The organism is Streptomyces pseudovenezuelae (assembly GCF_001513955.1).
GTDB classification, from domain to species: Bacteria; Actinomycetota; Actinomycetes; order Streptomycetales; family Streptomycetaceae; genus Streptomyces; species Streptomyces pseudovenezuelae.
Genome location: NZ_KQ948150.1, coordinates 799,144 through 814,503, shown reverse-complemented (window position 1 = coordinate 814,503; position 15,360 = coordinate 799,144). Strand labels below are relative to the sequence as shown.

The 15,360-nt window shown below is 70.6% G+C and carries 13 protein-coding genes and 1 pseudogene; 12 read left to right on the top strand and 2 right to left on the bottom strand.

The window, feature by feature from the left end:
- The first annotated feature begins 273 nt into the window (after positions 1–273).
- The 6 genes and pseudogenes from AQI94_RS31470 to AQI94_RS44760 all read left to right on the top strand — a co-directional run bounded on the left by AQI94_RS31470 (position 274) and on the right by AQI94_RS44760 (position 8,230).
- Positions 274–1,688: pseudogene (locus tag AQI94_RS31470) on the top strand (non-reducing end alpha-L-arabinofuranosidase family hydrolase).
- 173 nt (positions 1,689–1,861) lie between these two features.
- The gene (locus tag AQI94_RS31465) at positions 1,862–2,962 is read left to right on the top strand and encodes an SGNH/GDSL hydrolase family protein (protein WP_031057218.1); all 1,101 of its coding nucleotides are present in this window, start codon (positions 1,862–1,864) and stop codon (positions 2,960–2,962) included.
- 315 nt (positions 2,963–3,277) lie between these two features.
- On the top strand, positions 3,278–3,430 hold the full coding sequence (locus AQI94_RS44765) for a hypothetical protein (protein WP_158806414.1): 153 nt from the start codon (positions 3,278–3,280) through the stop codon (positions 3,428–3,430).
- 491 nt (positions 3,431–3,921) lie between these two features.
- A complete protein-coding gene (locus AQI94_RS31460; RefSeq protein WP_063760206.1) occupies positions 3,922–4,236 on the top strand; it encodes a trypco2 family protein in 315 nt (104 codons plus the stop codon).
- Positions 4,233–7,934: a S1 family peptidase gene (locus tag AQI94_RS31455; protein ID WP_031057223.1), complete on the top strand. Its 3,702-nt coding sequence runs from the start codon at positions 4,233–4,235 to the stop codon at positions 7,932–7,934. Before AQI94_RS31460 ends, AQI94_RS31455 begins: the two co-directional genes overlap by 4 nt.
- Before the next feature lie 146 nt (positions 7,935–8,080).
- On the top strand, positions 8,081–8,230 hold the full coding sequence (locus AQI94_RS44760) for a hypothetical protein (RefSeq protein ID WP_158806417.1): 150 nt from the start codon (positions 8,081–8,083) through the stop codon (positions 8,228–8,230).
- On the opposite strand, the gene AQI94_RS31450 is transcribed toward AQI94_RS44760, so the two are convergent.
- Positions 8,231–8,959: a sulfite exporter TauE/SafE family protein gene (locus tag AQI94_RS31450; RefSeq protein ID WP_037945107.1), complete on the bottom strand. Its 729-nt coding sequence runs from the start codon at positions 8,957–8,959 to the stop codon at positions 8,231–8,233.
- 70 nt (positions 8,960–9,029) lie between these two features.
- Entirely contained in the window at positions 9,030–9,899 is an 870-nt protein-coding gene (locus AQI94_RS31445; RefSeq protein ID WP_031057229.1) for a helix-turn-helix domain-containing protein, read from the bottom strand.
- Positions 9,900–10,083: 184 nt separating this feature from the next.
- On the opposite strand from AQI94_RS31445, the gene AQI94_RS31440 reads away from it, so the two are divergent.
- The 6 genes from AQI94_RS31440 (at position 10,084) to AQI94_RS31415 (ending at position 15,164) form a co-directional block, all read left to right on the top strand.
- The gene (locus tag AQI94_RS31440) at positions 10,084–11,100 is read left to right on the top strand and encodes a zinc-dependent alcohol dehydrogenase family protein (protein ID WP_031057232.1); all 1,017 of its coding nucleotides are present in this window, start codon (positions 10,084–10,086) and stop codon (positions 11,098–11,100) included.
- 83 nt (positions 11,101–11,183) lie between these two features.
- Positions 11,184–11,849, top strand: coding sequence for an SDR family NAD(P)-dependent oxidoreductase (locus tag AQI94_RS31435; protein ID WP_031057234.1), 666 nt, complete (start codon positions 11,184–11,186; stop codon positions 11,847–11,849).
- A 15-nt stretch (positions 11,850–11,864) separates the two neighbouring features.
- A complete protein-coding gene (locus tag AQI94_RS31430) occupies positions 11,865–12,392 on the top strand; it encodes a cyclophilin-like fold protein (protein WP_225890308.1) in 528 nt (175 codons plus the stop codon).
- 165 nt (positions 12,393–12,557) lie between these two features.
- On the top strand, positions 12,558–13,814 hold the full coding sequence (locus tag AQI94_RS31425; RefSeq protein WP_031057239.1) for an MFS transporter: 1,257 nt from the start codon (positions 12,558–12,560) through the stop codon (positions 13,812–13,814).
- A gap of 132 nt (positions 13,815–13,946) precedes the next feature.
- Positions 13,947–14,714, top strand: coding sequence for an SDR family NAD(P)-dependent oxidoreductase (locus tag AQI94_RS31420; RefSeq protein WP_031057243.1), 768 nt, complete (start codon positions 13,947–13,949; stop codon positions 14,712–14,714).
- A 36-nt stretch (positions 14,715–14,750) separates the two neighbouring features.
- The gene (locus AQI94_RS31415) at positions 14,751–15,164 is read left to right on the top strand and encodes a (R)-mandelonitrile lyase (protein ID WP_031057248.1); all 414 of its coding nucleotides are present in this window, start codon (positions 14,751–14,753) and stop codon (positions 15,162–15,164) included.
- Positions 15,165–15,360 lie beyond the last annotated feature (196 nt).

The window sequence follows — 15,360 nt, the reverse complement described above, 5'->3', positions numbered from 1 at the left end:
GAAGCTGGAATTTTCTGTCACGGGGCTAGACACCAGCCACACTCGTACCTGCTAATCCATCCCATGTATGAGTGAAGTGGATCGATGAGCAGGCCCCCACTGCGCAACTCCTGCGCTAGATCGTCCCGCGATTCGCTGCCACTTGCTCGATACTTCGGCCATTGCTCGATATCTCGAACGAACATCGGCTTGCACCGCAACGCCCACCCGCCAGTGCGGACGGAGTCGACCGGAACCGCCCATGCAAGAAGCCCACGCAAGAAAGAGGACTCCATGCTCAGACACGCCTTAGGCCGCAAACATCTGTCCGTGGTGCTCGCGGTCCTCACCGCTGTGGCGGCGCTGCTGGTCGCCGACCCGGCACAGGCAGCCACCACCGGTGCCTTGCGCGGCGTCGGCTCCGGCCGGTGCCTCGACGTGCCGGGAGCCGCGCAGACCGACGGCACGAGCCTGCAGATCTACGACTGCTGGGGCGGGACCAACCAGCAGTGGACCCTCACGGACAACAACCAGCTGACCGTGTACGGCAACAAGTGCCTCGACGTTCCGGGCCACGCCACCACGGCCGGCACCCGGCCGGTGATCTGGTCCTGCAGCGGCGACACCAACCAGCAGTGGCGGGTCAACTCCGACGGGACGATCGTCGCCGTGGAGTCCGGACTGTGCCTCGACGTGTCGGGCGGTGCGACGGCCAACGGCGCGACCGTGCAGCTCTGGAACTGCAACGGCGCCGCCAACCAGCAGTGGACCGGCCTGTCCGCGTCGTCGGGTGGCAATTGCGCCCTTCCGTCGGCCTACCGGTGGACCTCGACCGGCCCGCTGGCGCAGCCGGCGAACGGGTGGGCCGCGCTGAAGGACTTCACCACCGTGACCTACAACGGAAGGCACCTCGTCTACGCGACCGTCTCCGACGGGTCGTCGTGGAAGTCGATGGCGTTCAGCCCCTTCACGAACTGGTCGGACATGGCCTCGGCCGGCCAGACCCAGATGAGCCAGGGCGCGGTGGCTCCCACCCTGTTCTACTTCGCGCCCAAGAACATCTGGGTGCTGACATCCAACGGGTGGGGAACCCAATGGCCGTTCGTCTACCGCACGTCGAGCGATCCAACCAACCCCAACGGCTGGTCCGCGGCACAGCCCCTGTTCACCGGTAGTGTCCCCGACGGCAGCGCGATCGACCCGACCCTGATCGCCGACGGCCAGAACATGTACCTGTTCTTCGCCGGTGACAACGGCAAGATCTACCGGTCGGACATGCCGATCGGAAACTTCCCGGCCAGCTTCGGCTCGTCGTACACGACGGTCATGAGCGACACGGTGAAGAACCTGTTCGAGGCGCCGCAGGTCTACAAGGTGCAGGGCCAGAACCAGTACCTCATGATCGTCGAGGCTCGCGGCGTGAGTGAGCAGCGGTTCTTCCGCTCGTTCACCGCTTCCAGCCTGAACGGGCCGTGGACCCCACAGGCGGCCACCGAGAGCAACCCCTTCGCGGGCAAGGCCAACAGCGGTGCGACCTGGACCAACGACATCAGCCACGGTGACCTGGTCCGCAACAACCCCGACCAGACCATGACCGTCGACCCGTGCAACCTGCAACTGCTCTACCAGGGCCTGTCCCCCAACACCCCGTCAGGCACCCCCTACATCAACTGCTGTACCGGCCGGGCTTGCTCACGCTGCAGCGCTGACCCCCATCACGGCAAACGGGCATGAGGGGCGGTCGGTCCCACGCGCGGACGGGCAGTCCGCGCGTGGGGCGAACGGGACGAGCCCCTCATCCGACCTGAGCCCGACGCCTCCAGGAAGCCCAGCCGCACGTCGTCGACCGTGCTCGGCAATCACTCGTAGAAGAGGACGCTTCATGAGAAAGCCCAGGATGCTGCTCATCTCCCTCGTCGCCGCGCTCGGGGCGGCGCTGTCAGGTGTGACCCCCGCCTCCGCCGCCCCCAACACGCCTTTGCGAGTCATGCCGTTGGGCGACTCGATCACGTGGGGCGTGGGGAGCAGTACGGGCAACGGCTACCGGAGTCCGTTGTGGAACGAGCTGGCGGCGGACGGCCATCCTCTGGACTTCGTCGGTACGTTACGGGGCGGGACGATGTCCGACCCCGACAACGAGGGTCACTCCGGGTACCGCATCGACCAGATCGCCGCCCTCGCGGACGCCGCCTTGACCCGCTATCGGCCCAACGTCGTGACGCTGCACATCGGTACCAACGACCTCCAGGGGGCCTCCGAGGTCGACACCGCCATCGCACGGCTGAAGTCGCTGGTCAGCCGGATCACCGCCGACGTTCCCGACGCCACCGTGCTCGTCGCCTCGCTCGTCGTGTCCACCAGCAGCTCGGAGGAACAGTTCCGGGGCGCGTACAACCAGGCCGCCGCCCGTATCGTCAGTGACGCCCAGGCTGCAGGCAAGCATGTCGCATACGTCGACATGAGCAGCCTGACCACGGCCGACCTGGCCGATCCCCTGCATCCCAACGACGCCGGTTACCAGAAGATGGCCGACGCCTTCCACCGCGGGGTTCAGGCCGCGGACAACGCCGGGTGGCTGAGGAACCCCGCCCCGGCCCCCGCACACGTACAGTCCGGCGTCGCGGGCAAGTGCCTGGACGTCAGCGGGGCGGGCACCGCTGACGGGACCGCCGTCCAGACATGGAGCTGCGGAGACGGCGCCAACCAGTACTGGTCCTCCTACACGGACGGCACCCTGCGTTCCATGGGCAAATGTCTCGACGCCGCCGGCGGGGCCACCGCAAACGGCACCAGGGTCCAGCTGTGGACGTGCCATGGCGGCTCCAACCAGGTCTGGCAGGTCTACAACGGCGGCTACCGCAACCCCGCCTCCGGCCGCTGCCTCGATGTTCCTGGCTCCTCCACAGCCGACGGCACGCAACTCCAGCTGTGGGACTGCAACAACGGCTCCAACCAGAAGTGGACCGCTCTGGCCTCTGGATGAACCACCCGGGCGCAGATCCCGGGGCCCACCGACAGCAGGTTTCCCCAGGGTCGCCGCCTGTCGAAGCCGAGGTCCCTCATCCTGTGCGGACAGGAGAGCGGCCTCGGCCGGAGGGTCATGCTCCGCTCACGGGCTCCGCGCCAACACGCGCAGTCCTCGGCCGGGCATCGGGCCGGGCTTCGGAGACAGGACGTCACCGACGTGCGGTCCGCGCGAGGCGCGACACGCCGTCCAAAGGAGGTCGTCGCGCTGCTGGCCAGAACTGGACATCACCGCCGTACCCGCGGTGAATTATCTCGACCACCCCTGGAGGTCGTGTCCGAGGCGGACCTGCTGCGCAAGTGCTCCACCTGGGCCGAGGCTTTCAGCCGGACTCCGAAGCCGCTCCTGAAGACGCGCAAGCGGGCCGGGGCAGAAGGCGCTGCCGCCGAGGAACTCATGCCGGGACCGGCGATCCTGACGCCGTGAACGCTGCGATCCAGCGGGGGCGGGGTCCCGCGCACAGGTCGGCGCGGGACCCCGCTGGGTGAGGCGCGCTCTACTTCCTCAGCGCCACGGCCAGCAGGACCATAACCACGCCGCCTCGGCAAGCATCCCGCCTCCCTCACCGGCCACGCCGTGCGAGACGCTCCGAGCGGGCGGCAGCAACGAGACGTCCGGGGAGGCCGCGACCATCCGGCGGCCGCGACCTGTGCCGTCGGAGGGTGTGCGGGACGGTCGGCCAGGGTCATAGCCCTGGGACTGGATGCAGTAGCCGAACGCCGTGAAACGAAGACTCCCCTTCCCACACTGGGCCGACAGAGTCAGGGGGTGCGCGTATACGCCCCGTGCCGATCTCGGGTCATGTGATCGAGTTGCCCGCCCCCGAGACACATCGGACAATTGACAGTGTCGCCGCCGTCCGTCGCGGGTCCTCCCACTCCTCCTGGTCGGGAACTCCCCTGCGAAGGAGTAAGGCAATGGCAGACATGCAACAAGCGCTCGCCACCGATGAGTTGGGTCTCGCGGACATGCTCGGCGGGCTGCGACGGGAGCTGGAAGACGCACAGCGGCGAGCCGCGGGGGAAGCGCTGCGATTCGGCATCGCCGATGTCGAGGTGGAGGCCACGGTCCAGATCACCCGGAACGCCGCGGGCCGGGCGGGCATCCAGTTCTGGGTGGTCCAGGCCGGTGGCGACTACGCACGCGGCAACGCCACCACGCACCGGATCAAGCTGAACCTCACGCTGCCGCCCACCACGCTCATCTCCGATGAGGGAGACGGCGCCGAATGACCGGGCTCGACGCCGAGCGGCTGGTCTCGCTCTCCGCGAACGGCAGACGAGGCTCGGGGTATCTGCTGACACCGGAGCTCATCCTCACCGCAGGTCACTGCGTCGGGCCGAAGGGCTCCGAGGTCACCGCCCGCGCCTACGCGCGCCACGAGGGAAGTTACGACCTCTCCGAGGAGCGGCACACCTTCCGGGTGGCGGTCCGGGGAGACGAGGAGCCCGACTACGCGCTGCTGGAATCCACCGCCGACGATCCGTTCCGGACGGCACAGGACGGCCCGTCGGGTGAGGTGCGCCTGGGCCGACTCATCGGCGAGGGCGCCGTCGCCGCCCAGGCGCTGGGCTTTCCGAAGTCAGGGGTGCAGCAGGCCGGGACGAGACAGCTGGTGACCCCGGAGGACGTGCGGGGACGTGTCCTTCCGCTCACCGGGGCGAGGCGCGAGGTGCGTCGTCTGAACCTGCAGATCAGGACAGGCTCGTCGCCGCTCGCCCGGGGCGCGTCGCTCTGGAGCGGCATGTCGGGCGCGGCCCTGTTCAGCGGGGATCACCTCATCGGCGTGATCACGGAGGACCGCGCCACGATCGAGGGACGGCTGATCGCGCTGCCCGTCAGCGCGGTCTTCGGCGACGACGGACCGGCCGAGGCGAACGCCTGCCTGCTGGCGGCCCGCGGCGGGACGGCACCCGAGGAACGCGTCACGCTGGCCCCCGTCTGGGCGGGTGGCGAGATCCTGAAGCCCGCCTACAGCCCGCTGCCGCCACGCGATCAGTGGTCCGAGGCCGACCTGCTCGAATCCCGCCACGGTGTCGTGCCCTTCCGTGGCCGCACGCAACAGCTCCGAGCGCTGGTCGACTGGTGTGAGCACGAGGACGACGGGGGCGGCGGACAACGCATACGTCTGCTCACGGGCGGCAGCACGGTCGGCAAGACCCGTCTCGCCCGTGAGCTGTGCCGCACGATGGCCGGGAGGGGGTGGGTCGCCGGTGTCGTCGACCCACTGCACGTGGACTTCTCCGGTGTCTGCGCCCTGCCCGAGCACCGGCTGCTCGTCGTCGACGACGCCGACGCTCACGCAGGACAGCTGCACGTCCTCCTCGCCGAGGCCACCGAGCGCGGAAGCCGCCATCCGCTGCGCGTCCTGGCGGTCGCCCACCGCGGCGGTCCGTGGTGGGACGCCGTCAGGCGGCGCTACGAGGCACTGGTCGACGCAGAGGATCCTGCCCCGCTTGCGTCGCTCCCGGAAGCCGACCGTGAGGACGTCTACCGGGCTGCCTACGCCGCGTTCCGGGGCTGGTACGACGAGAGCGACAGCAACGCCGACGCCACTGTGCGCGCGGGTGCCGGGGCGGAGGGTGCGACCTCCACGGACGCCGCCGCGCCCGCCGCAACGGGCGTCCCGGGCCTCGACGAGCCCGACTTCGGCAGCTATCTGCTCATCCTCATCCAGGCGCTGGTGGACGCCCGCACCCTGCTGCACAAAACACACTCGGCCACCGCGGGACCGCCCACACGCTCACGCGCCAACGCCTTGCTGGACTACGCCCTCGACGTGGAACGCCAGAGGTGGCAGGCGTCCGCCGAGCGTCAGAGGTTGCCGCACGACCCGGTCCTGCTCGAACGGATCGTCGCCGTCTCCGGTCTGGCGGTGGCCGACGGCGAGACGGACGGGGAGCGGGAGACCGAGGCGGCGCGCCGGCTGCGGCTCGTGCCGGACCTGGCCGACGAACCGGAGTGGCTCACGCGTGCCTTCGCCCGCTGGCAGCACGCGGAACTTTCCGGAGAGGGCTACCTGCGCTCGCTCCAGCCGCTGAGGCTCGCCGAGCGGCTCGGCGCGAAGGTCATCGCCGCCTTTCCCGACATCGCGCCGCGGCTGCTCGACGTAGGCGGTGACGGCCCGGGAATCCCTCAGGCCGCGACGGACCAGGCGCGCCAGATACTGAATGTGCTGCACGTCCTTCAGCTCACCGCCGGCTCCGACGGCTGCCGGGTCGACGGGACCGGTGAGCCGTCGGCCCAGCAGCGGGCCCGCGAGGCGCTGGACGCCGCGCTGCGCACCCACGCCCGCCCCCTGGTCAAGCTGGTCAAACAGGTCGCCGCCACCGATCAGGACCGGTTCGCGAGCGCCATCGGCACCTCGCTGGCCTGCGCGCTGAACTCCACGCTGCGCAAGGACTCGGCGCGTGAGGTCGCCGCCCAGGTCCTCGGAGAACTCGACCTCGCCTGCCCGGACGTCCTGTTGGAGCTGGCCACGGCCGTCGCGGAGCACGCGGTGCAGCACTACCGCCAGGGCGGCGGAGCGCCCACCCAGGACAACCGGGGAGAGCTGGCCCGGGCCCTTCAGCGCTGGTCGCTGTACCTGGCCAGTTCGGGGCTGCGCATCCAGGCGCACGAGGTCGCCGGGCAGGCGGTGGACATGTACCACGCGCTGCACCAGCTCAGTCCGTCCGAGGAGCACGAGTTCGCCTTGGCGGAGGCCCTCAAGGACCTGGCCGACCGGCTCGTCGACGTGGGGCGGTTCGAGGAGGCGGACCTCTGTGCCCGGGACTCCATACGGCGTCTGGAACCGCTGTTCCAGCGCAACCCCAGCCGCACGAACGCCTTCGGTCTGGTGAAGTCCCTGTGCACGCTGGCCACGGCCACCCACCGCATCGGGCGCCAGCGCGAGGCCCTGCAGGCGGCGACCGAGGCGTGCGAGTTGATCGAGCGATTGCCGCAGGCCCAGGAGAGCGACGCGCACGGGCCGGACGAGATCCAGGGCTTGCGGGCGTTCGCGTTGCGCGGTCTGGCGTGGCAGCTCGGTGCGAGCGGACGCGTCGACGATGCGGTGGCCAGGGCCTCGCAGAGTGTCGAGATCTACGAAGCGCTGCGCGAGAGGTGTCCGGGCCTGTGGAAACGGGACATCGCCGAGGCCCTGTCCATCCTGGGCGTCCAGCACGCCGCCCGGCAGGAGTGGGACGAGAGCGTCGACCGGCACACCGAAGCCTTGAACCGTCATTACGACGCCCTGGAGCGGGAGTACCGCGAGGCCGTGCGCCCGCAGCACGCCCTGGCGCTGGCCCGGCTGGCGGAGGCACACCTGGGCCGGGCGCGTGCCCGCCCGGCGGAGAACCGGCAGGACCTGCTCAAGGCGCTGGAACACGTCGAGCAGGCCCTGGAACAGTACGAGGGGATGCGCAAGGAGGACCGGTGGGCCAATCGCGTCCACGAAGCCTGGACGAGCTGTCTGGAGGCGGAGGTTCTGCTCGCGCTGGATGCGACAGGCCGGCCGCAGCGTGCCGCACCCGCGATCCGACAGACCTGCGGACGAGCCGAGGCCGCGGCCCGCCGGGCGCTGACGCTGTACGACGAGTTGGACGTACGTGCCTGGCAGCTCAGGTTCAACAGGGCCCGGGCGCAGGCGGTGCTGGCCCGGTCGTACGGCGGCCGGGGCCGCCCCCGGGCCAAGGTGCTGCGCGCGCACGAGCAGGCGCGCAACGCGTTCGCCCGACTCGACTCGGAGGAACCGGGGCGTGCCGAGGCCGAGTTGCACGCGATCGACGACACGATCGAGAACCTGCGGCAAGCCGGTCCGCCTGCCCAGGCGCGCGCGCAGGCGGCCGTGAACCCGTCAGGCAAGCGGCGCAAGCGGCACCAGCCGAAACCCCGCCTCCGCGGCCGCCAAGGCCGTCAGGGTGCGGCCGGGCGCAGAAGACACCGGTGACGGGCGTTCCAGCCGTAGGGGATCGTGCTCCCGGTGCCGTCAGTTCGCGGCGGCCAGACTCGGCGCAGAGTTCAGGGGCCAACAAGACCGGCCCACCGCGCTGTTCGCTCCTCGCCACCGAACTCCCCGCCGCGATCCTCGCGCGGATGGTCGGGGTCCGCATCAAGGTCGTCGTCCAGTGGCTGCAGATAGCGGCCGGGGCGAGCCTTCACTTCTGGGCGCTGGGTTATGTGCCCGCAGCGGAGAGCATTGGATCCACCACACCCCTGCGCAGCCCGATGCTCGGGTTGCGGTGATCAGCCGCCGGTGACGGCCAGTAGCAGGCCGGAGACGATCAGGCCGATCTCGACCACGATGACAAAGACGTGGGCGGGCAGCCGATCGACGATCTTCTTTCCGACCCAGGCACCTGCGGTGCCGGCCGGGGCGAGGGCCAGACCTATCAGCGCGCTGGAGGCGGTCAGGACCGCGGCAGCTCCGAAGACGACCAGCTTGGTCAGGTGCATCACCACGGCGGAGGCAGCCTCGGTGCCGATGTAGGCGCCGCGCAGCAGTCCGCGGGCGAGGAAGAACGGGGCGACCATCGGGCCGACCGAGCCGACCAGGGCGGAGCCGAAGCCGGACACTGCGCCGACAGCGGCGAACGAGGTGTCGTCGAGTCGGACAGCATGGGGCTTCCAGCGTCGCCAGACGACCATGCCCAGCAAGAACACGCCGACGAGGCGTGTCAGGGCAGGCAGTGGTGCGGTCGCGAACAACAGGGCGCCGGCGGCTGCGGCCGGTACGGCGCCGATCGCGAAGATGCCGACCAAACGGCGGTCGACCTCGGCGCGATTGAACCAGACCCGGCTGCCGTTGCTGGCCAGTTGGGCGACGGTGAGGACCGCGACGGCGTCGCGGGTGCCCAGGACGGCAACGAACACGGGCAGGAGCAGCACCCCGCCGCCGAATCCGGCCACCGCCGAGAGGACCGCGGTGCCGAAGGCGGCGACGACGAGGGCCATCACCTGCAATGTGTGCTCCACACTGAGGATTCTGCCGGGGGCTCGGCAGTAGGGCGTGCCCTCCAGCCGCTTCATGGCGGCCCCGTCGGGGTCAGCTGACGGTGGAGGAGGCCGGCAGGTCCTGGTCGGCGGCCCAGGAGGCCAGGATGCGCAGCCGTTCGTGCGTGGGGGAGCCAGGATCGGCGGTCCAGACGGTCAAGTGCTGGTCGGGGTCCGTGTTGGCGGTGAGGGTGTCCCAGTCCAGGACGAGTTCGCCGACGACCGGATGGTTGAGGGTCTTGGTCCCCACGGTGCGGGCGGCGACGTGGTGATCGCCCCACCAGCGGGCGAACTGTTCGTCGCGCAGGGACAGTTCACCCACCAGCTCGATCAGGCGCGGGTCTTCGGGATACTTCGCGGCCTCCATGCGCAGTTGGGCGACGGCGATGTGCGCGGAGCCCTCCCAGTCGGCGTACAGGGTGCGCATGGCGGGGTCGGTGAAGATGATCCGCGGGTAGTTGCGGTGCCTTTCCGCGAAGCGGGAGAAGTCGGTGACCAGAGCCGCGGCCAACGCGTTCCAGGCCAGGATGTCCCCGCGCCGGCCCTGCACGATGGCCGGGGTGGCGGTGAGGTCGTCCAGGACCCGCTGCAACTGTGGCTGGACCTTCTGCCGGCCGCGGCGCCGTGCGCGGGTGGTGGTCTTGCCCGCGAGCTGGAAGAGGTAGCCGCGCTCGTCGTCGTCCAGATGGAGGACCCGGGCGAGGACGTCCAGCACGGGTGCCGACGCCTGCATACGGCCCTGTTCGAGGCGGGTGTAGTAGTCGGTGCTGATGCTGGCGAGCTGGGCGACCTCCTCGCGGCGCAGCCCCTCCACCCGGCGGGGCCTGTCGGTCTCGGGCAGTCCGACCGTGCGCGGGCTCAGCTCGGAGCGGCGCTTCTTGAGGAATTCTCCCAGCTCATTGAGGGGGACGTTGGCGGTCATGCTTTCCAGGATGACATCGATCGCACCTGCGCAAGGGGGGAGAATTTCCTCCCTGGATGTTTCCCTCCCGGGATACTTCTCTCCGCTTTTCGCGCCTGCCCTCGCGTGTGAGGCTCGATCGTGAGCAGTCGATCCTCACGACGGCTGCGGCTCACCGATCCCCCGCACCGAAAGAAGCAACCCCATGCGCGGAGCAGTCATCCACTCCCCCGGCGACGTGCGCTTCGAGAACCTCGACGACCCGAAGGTCATCGAGCCGACCGACGCGGTGATCCGTACGGTCGCCACCTGTGTGTGCGGCTCGGACCTGTGGCCGTATCGCGGTCTCGAGCCGGTCGGCGACCCGCACCCGATGGGCCACGAGTACGTCGGCATCGTCGAGGAGGTCGGCAGCGAGGTCACGGGCGTCAGGCCGGGCCAGTTCGTGGTCGGTTCCTTCGCCACCTCGGACAACACCTGCGCGAACTGCCTGAACGGCTGGCAGTCCTCCTGTCTGAACCGAGAGTTCATGAGCACCTGCCAGGCCGACTACGTGCGCATCCCCAACGCCCACGGCACGCTGGTCGCCACGGACGAGCACCCGGACGCCGAGATGGTGCCCAGCCTGCTCGCCGTGTCCGATGTGATGGGCACCGGGTGGTACGCCGCCCTCGCCGCCGAGGTGAAGCCCGGCTCGACGGCCGTGGTGGTCGGCGACGGAGCGGTCGGCCTGTGCGGGGTCATCGCCGCGAAGGAACTGGGTGCGGAGCGGATCATCGCCATGTCGCGTCACGCGTCCCGCCAGCAGCTCGCCCTGGAGTTCGGCGCCACCGACATCGTGGCCGAGCGCGGCGAGGAAGGCGTCGCCCGCGTCAAGGACCTCACCGGCGGCATCGGCGCCGACAGCGTGCTGGAGTGCGTCGGCACCGCGGGTTCGATGCGGCAGGCCCTGCACTCCACCCGGCCCGGCGGCAACGTCGGCTTCGTCGGCGTCCCGCACGAGGTGGCCATCGACGGCCAGGAGCTGTTCTTCTCCCACGTCGGCCTGCGCGGCGGCCCCGCCCCCGTGCGCCGCTTCCTGCCCTACCTGATCGACCGCGTGCTGACCGGCCGGATCAATCCGGGCAAGGTCTTCGACCTCAGCCTGCCCCTGGACCAGGTCGCCGAGGGCTACAAGGCGATGGACGAACGCCGCGCCGTCAAGGCCCTGCTCAAGCCCTGAGCACAGACGCGTCCATACCCGGGGCCGCACCGACGAGGTGCAGCCACAGGACCGGAACCACCCCGCTCACCCAAGGACTGACCATGACGACCTTCGCCCTCGTCGGCGCCGGCCCCGGTCTCGGGCTGGCCACCGCCCGCCGCTTCGGCGCCGCCGGCCACACCGTCGCTCTCATCGCCCGCGACGCGCGGAAGCTGGACGGCCTGACGGCCGACCTCGCCCGTGACGGCATCCAGGCGCGCGGCTACCCGGCCGACGTCCTCGACACCGAGTCCCTGACCGCTGCCCTGTACGCGGCTGCGGCCGACCTGGGGCCCGTCGAGATCCTCCAGTACAGCCCCGTTCCTCAGGCCCCATTCATGAAGCCGGTCCTCGACACCGGCGCCGACGACCTCGACGCCCCGCTCGCCTTCTCCGTCAAGGGCCCTGCCGCCGCGGTGAACGTCGTCCTGCCCGGCATGCGCGAGCTCGGCCGCGGCACCCTGCTGTTCGTCAACGGCTCCAGCGCGGTACGACCCAACCCGAAGGTCGCCGGCACCTCGATCGCCTTCGCCGCCGAGAGCGCCTACGCCCGCATGCTCCACGACACGCTCGCAGCGGAGAACATCCACGCCGCGCAGCTGATCATCCCCGGAGCCATCCGGCCCGACGGCGGGCCCAGCAGCCCCGACGTGCTGGCCGAGCGCCTGTACGACATGCACACCACGCGGGACGGCTTCCGCCACTACGCCGAGCCCCTGCCCGACTAGGCACCGGACGACCTCGTGAACCTCGCCCCTGTTCAGGCTCTCGCCCGCGTCGGCCCGGCCGCCGCCCTGCTCCTGGTCATGACCGCCTGTACCGACGACTCCCCGCCGCCCTCCTCCGCCTCCTCCCCCGCGCCTGCGTCCCCGCAGGCATCGACGGCCCCGGCAACCACCACACCGACCGGCAGGACCACCGCGATGAACATCCGGCTCACCCTCGACGGCCACCCCGTCGCCGCCACCCTGAACGACAGCTCCACCGCCCGCGACCTCGCCGCCCAGCTTCCCCTCACCCTCTCCCTGCGGGACCTCAACCAGGCCGAGAAGATCGCCGATCTGCCCCGGAAGCTGTCCACCTCCGGCGCCCCGGAAGGCGCCGACCCCGAGGTCGGCGACCTGGCGTACTACGCCCCCTGGAATCAGCTCGCCACCTACTACCGCGACGCCCCGTACGCGGCCGGCCTGGTCATCGTCGGGCACATGGCCGACGGCGGCGCCGAGCAACTCGCCACCGCCGACGAGATCACCATCGAAGCCGCGCCCTGACCCGCCCACCGGTCGCCCCTGCCGGAAGGAGGGAGGAGATCCTCCCCTTTTCATCCGGTTCGCCACATGGAACCGTCGAAGACGTGGCCGCGCCGTCCACTGTCCGCCGTGACGACTACAGCCCTCCGTGATCCCCCGTTTTCCACACAAGGAGAGACCCCACGTATGCCTTCCGCATCCGGGACCACTCCCGGCAAGCTCCCCCTCGTCGTGTGGGTGCTCGCCGCCGGCACGTTCCTGATGGGGACCACCGAGTTCGTCGTCGCCGGCCTGCTGCCGGAGCTGGCCGGTGACCTCGGAGTCAGCGTCTCCCACGCCGGCCTGCTGATCACCGCCTTCGCCATCGGGATGATCATCGGCGCGCCGACCATGGCCATGGCGACCCTGTGCCTTCCCCAGCGCCGAACGCTGATCCTAGCCCTGTCCGTGTTCTGCCTCGGACACCTCGCCGCCGCCCTCAGCACGTCCTTCACGATCGTCCTCGCCGCCCGGGTCGTCACCGCCCTGGCCACCGGGGCGTTCTGGTCCGTCGGTTTCGTCGTCGCCACCACCGCCGCCGGGCCGCGCAACGCCACCCGCGCCACGGGCGTCATGATCGGCGGTCTGACCCTGGCCAACGTCGTCGGCGTGCCGGTCGCCTCCTTCGCCGGCCAGTTCACCGGCTGGCGCGGCCCCTTCTGGGCCCTGGCCGTCCTCTCCGCGCTCGCCGCCGTGTTCATCGGCCGTTTCATCCCGGCCCGGGAGCAGCGCGTCGAGGTGTCCCTGCGGGCCGAGGTCCGGGCACTGCGTCAGGGCCGGCTGTGGCTGGCGCTCGGCGCCGCGATGCTGATCATGGGCGGGGTCCTGGCGACGTACACGTATGTCACGCCTCTGCTGACCGACCGAGCGGGCATCCCCGCAGGCGCCGTACCGCTCGTCCTCATCGCGTTCGGCGTCGGCGCCCTGGCCGGCACCACCACGGGCGGCCGCCTGGGCGACCGACGTCCGATGGTCACCACCATCACCGCCGCCGCGGCCGGCTCCCTGGTACTGCTCCTGATGATCCCGCTCTCCGGCAACCCGGTGACGGCCACGCTCCTCGTCTTCCTGATGGGCCTGACCGGCTTCACGGTCAACCCGGTCGTCACCGCCCTCGCCATGCGCTTCGCGGGCGACGCCCCCACCCTCACCTCGGCGCTGACCACCTCCGCCTTCAACACAGGCATCGCCGCCGGCTCGGCGATCGCGGGTACGGCCCTGGACTCCTCCCTGGGCCTGACCGGCCCGCCCCTGGTGGGCACCGTCATCGCCGCCCTCACGCTGCTGCCCCTGATCGCCCTCGCCGTCCACGGCCCGTCCCACCAGGGCCGGATCGTGGCCCGGAGCAGCGCTCCCACGCAACGCCGACACGACGAACCCGCGCCGGTGTCGTCGCGGCACTGACTCAAGCCGGAGGCCGCATACCGCCGACGACCGGCGGCACCGCGGCGCCTGGCGTCGTGCTGCCCACTTCATCCAGGCACCCCTCACATCAGTCGGTGCCGCCACAGCTCCTCACCTGAAAGGGCAACCCTCGTGAATCCCACCTACGACTTCACCGGCCAAGTCGCGCTCGTCACCGGGGCCGGCGCCGGTATGGGGCTGGCGACCGCCCGCGCGTTCGCCCGGTCCGGAGCCGCCGTCGCTCTCACCGACATCGACGAAGCGGCCCTGGACGCCGCCGCGAAAGGACTCACCGACGCCGGCCACCAGGTCCTCGCCCTCACGTGTGACGTCAGCGACGAGGACCAGGTCGCCGCCGCCGTCGACCGCACGGTCGAGACCTTCGGCCGCCTCGACATGGCCTACAACAACGCCGGCATCCAGATCCCGCCCAGCGACGCCGCCGACGAACCCGCCGAACGATTCGACCGCGTCAACGCCGTCAACCTGCGCGGCGTCTGGGCCTGCATGAAGCACGAGCTGCGGCACATGCGTGCACAGGGCAGCGGCGCGATCGTCAACTGCTCCTCCCTGGGCGGCCTGGTCGGCCTGCCCGGCCGCGCCTCCTACCACGCCTCCAAACACGGCGTGATCGGCCTGACGAGCAGCGCGGCACTCGAATACGCCCCCCGAGGCATCCGCATCAACGCCGTCTGCCCGGGCACCATCGGCACCCCCATGGTCAGCGACATGATCGCCAAGGGAGAACTCGACCGCGCCGAGGCCGAGGCCAACCAGCCGATCAACCGGCTCGGCACCGCCGAGGAGATCGCCCAGGCGGTCCTGTGGCTGTGCAGCCCCGGAGCGAGTTTCGTCCTCGGTGTCACCCTCCCCGTGGACGGTGGCTACGTCGCCCGCTGAGGACAGCCCACACAGGAAAGAGAGCTGAGAGGCCCCATGGAATTCATCAAGGCACAGCCCAGCAGCAAGGCCCCGGCGGACTGGTTCACCGGCGACGTGTGGTGGGACGTCATCGTGGCCGGCCAGGCCCCGTCCAGGATGCGCGCCAACCTGGTCCGCTTCTCACCGGGCGCCCGCACCAACTGGCACTCCCACGCCGTGGGCCAGACCCTGCACGTCGTTTCCGGCATCGCGCTGATCGGCACCCGGGACGGCACGGTCTTCGAGGCCCACCCCGGCGAGACCGTCGCATGCCCGCCGAACGAGGAGCACTGGCACGGCGCCGTCCCCGACCGGTTCATGGAGCACATCGCCCTGTGGGAGGGCACGGGCGACGGCACCCCCGAGACCACTTGGGCCGAGCCGGTCACCGACCAGCAGTACACCGGCCGCCGCACCCGCACCCCGTAGCCCCCTCGGCCCATCCCACGCGCATCCGGGACTCGCTCAGAACGTCGCTACGTCGCGGGAACCGCCATCTGCTGTGCAGCACGCGCGCATGCCCCCGATGACGCCGGTCAGCCACTTCTGACGGAGCTTCAAGGGGGGAGGAAAGTCTCCCTGCCACGAGCGTCGCCGTCGGTGCAAGACTCCCCAGGTGCCCGGC

What these genes read in the sequence shown, in the direction of transcription:
- AQI94_RS31465 (WP_031057218.1), top strand. Translation starts at nt 1,862, where the DNA reads ATGAGAAAGCCCAGGATGCTGCTCATCTCCCTCGTCGCCGCGCTCGGG.
- AQI94_RS31460 (WP_063760206.1), top strand. Translation starts at nt 3,922, where the DNA reads ATGGCAGACATGCAACAAGCGCTCGCCACCGATGAGTTGGGTCTCGCG.
- AQI94_RS31455 (WP_031057223.1), top strand. Translation starts at nt 4,233, where the DNA reads ATGACCGGGCTCGACGCCGAGCGGCTGGTCTCGCTCTCCGCGAACGGC.
- AQI94_RS44760 (WP_158806417.1), top strand. Translation starts at nt 8,081, where the DNA reads ATGGTCGGGGTCCGCATCAAGGTCGTCGTCCAGTGGCTGCAGATAGCG.
- AQI94_RS31445 (WP_031057229.1), bottom strand. Translation starts at nt 9,899, where the DNA reads ATGACCGCCAACGTCCCCCTCAATGAGCTGGGAGAATTCCTCAAGAAG.
- AQI94_RS31440 (WP_031057232.1), top strand. Translation starts at nt 10,084, where the DNA reads ATGCGCGGAGCAGTCATCCACTCCCCCGGCGACGTGCGCTTCGAGAAC.
- AQI94_RS31435 (WP_031057234.1), top strand. Translation starts at nt 11,184, where the DNA reads ATGACGACCTTCGCCCTCGTCGGCGCCGGCCCCGGTCTCGGGCTGGCC.
- AQI94_RS31425 (WP_031057239.1), top strand. Translation starts at nt 12,558, where the DNA reads ATGCCTTCCGCATCCGGGACCACTCCCGGCAAGCTCCCCCTCGTCGTG.
- AQI94_RS31415 (WP_031057248.1), top strand. Translation starts at nt 14,751, where the DNA reads ATGGAATTCATCAAGGCACAGCCCAGCAGCAAGGCCCCGGCGGACTGG.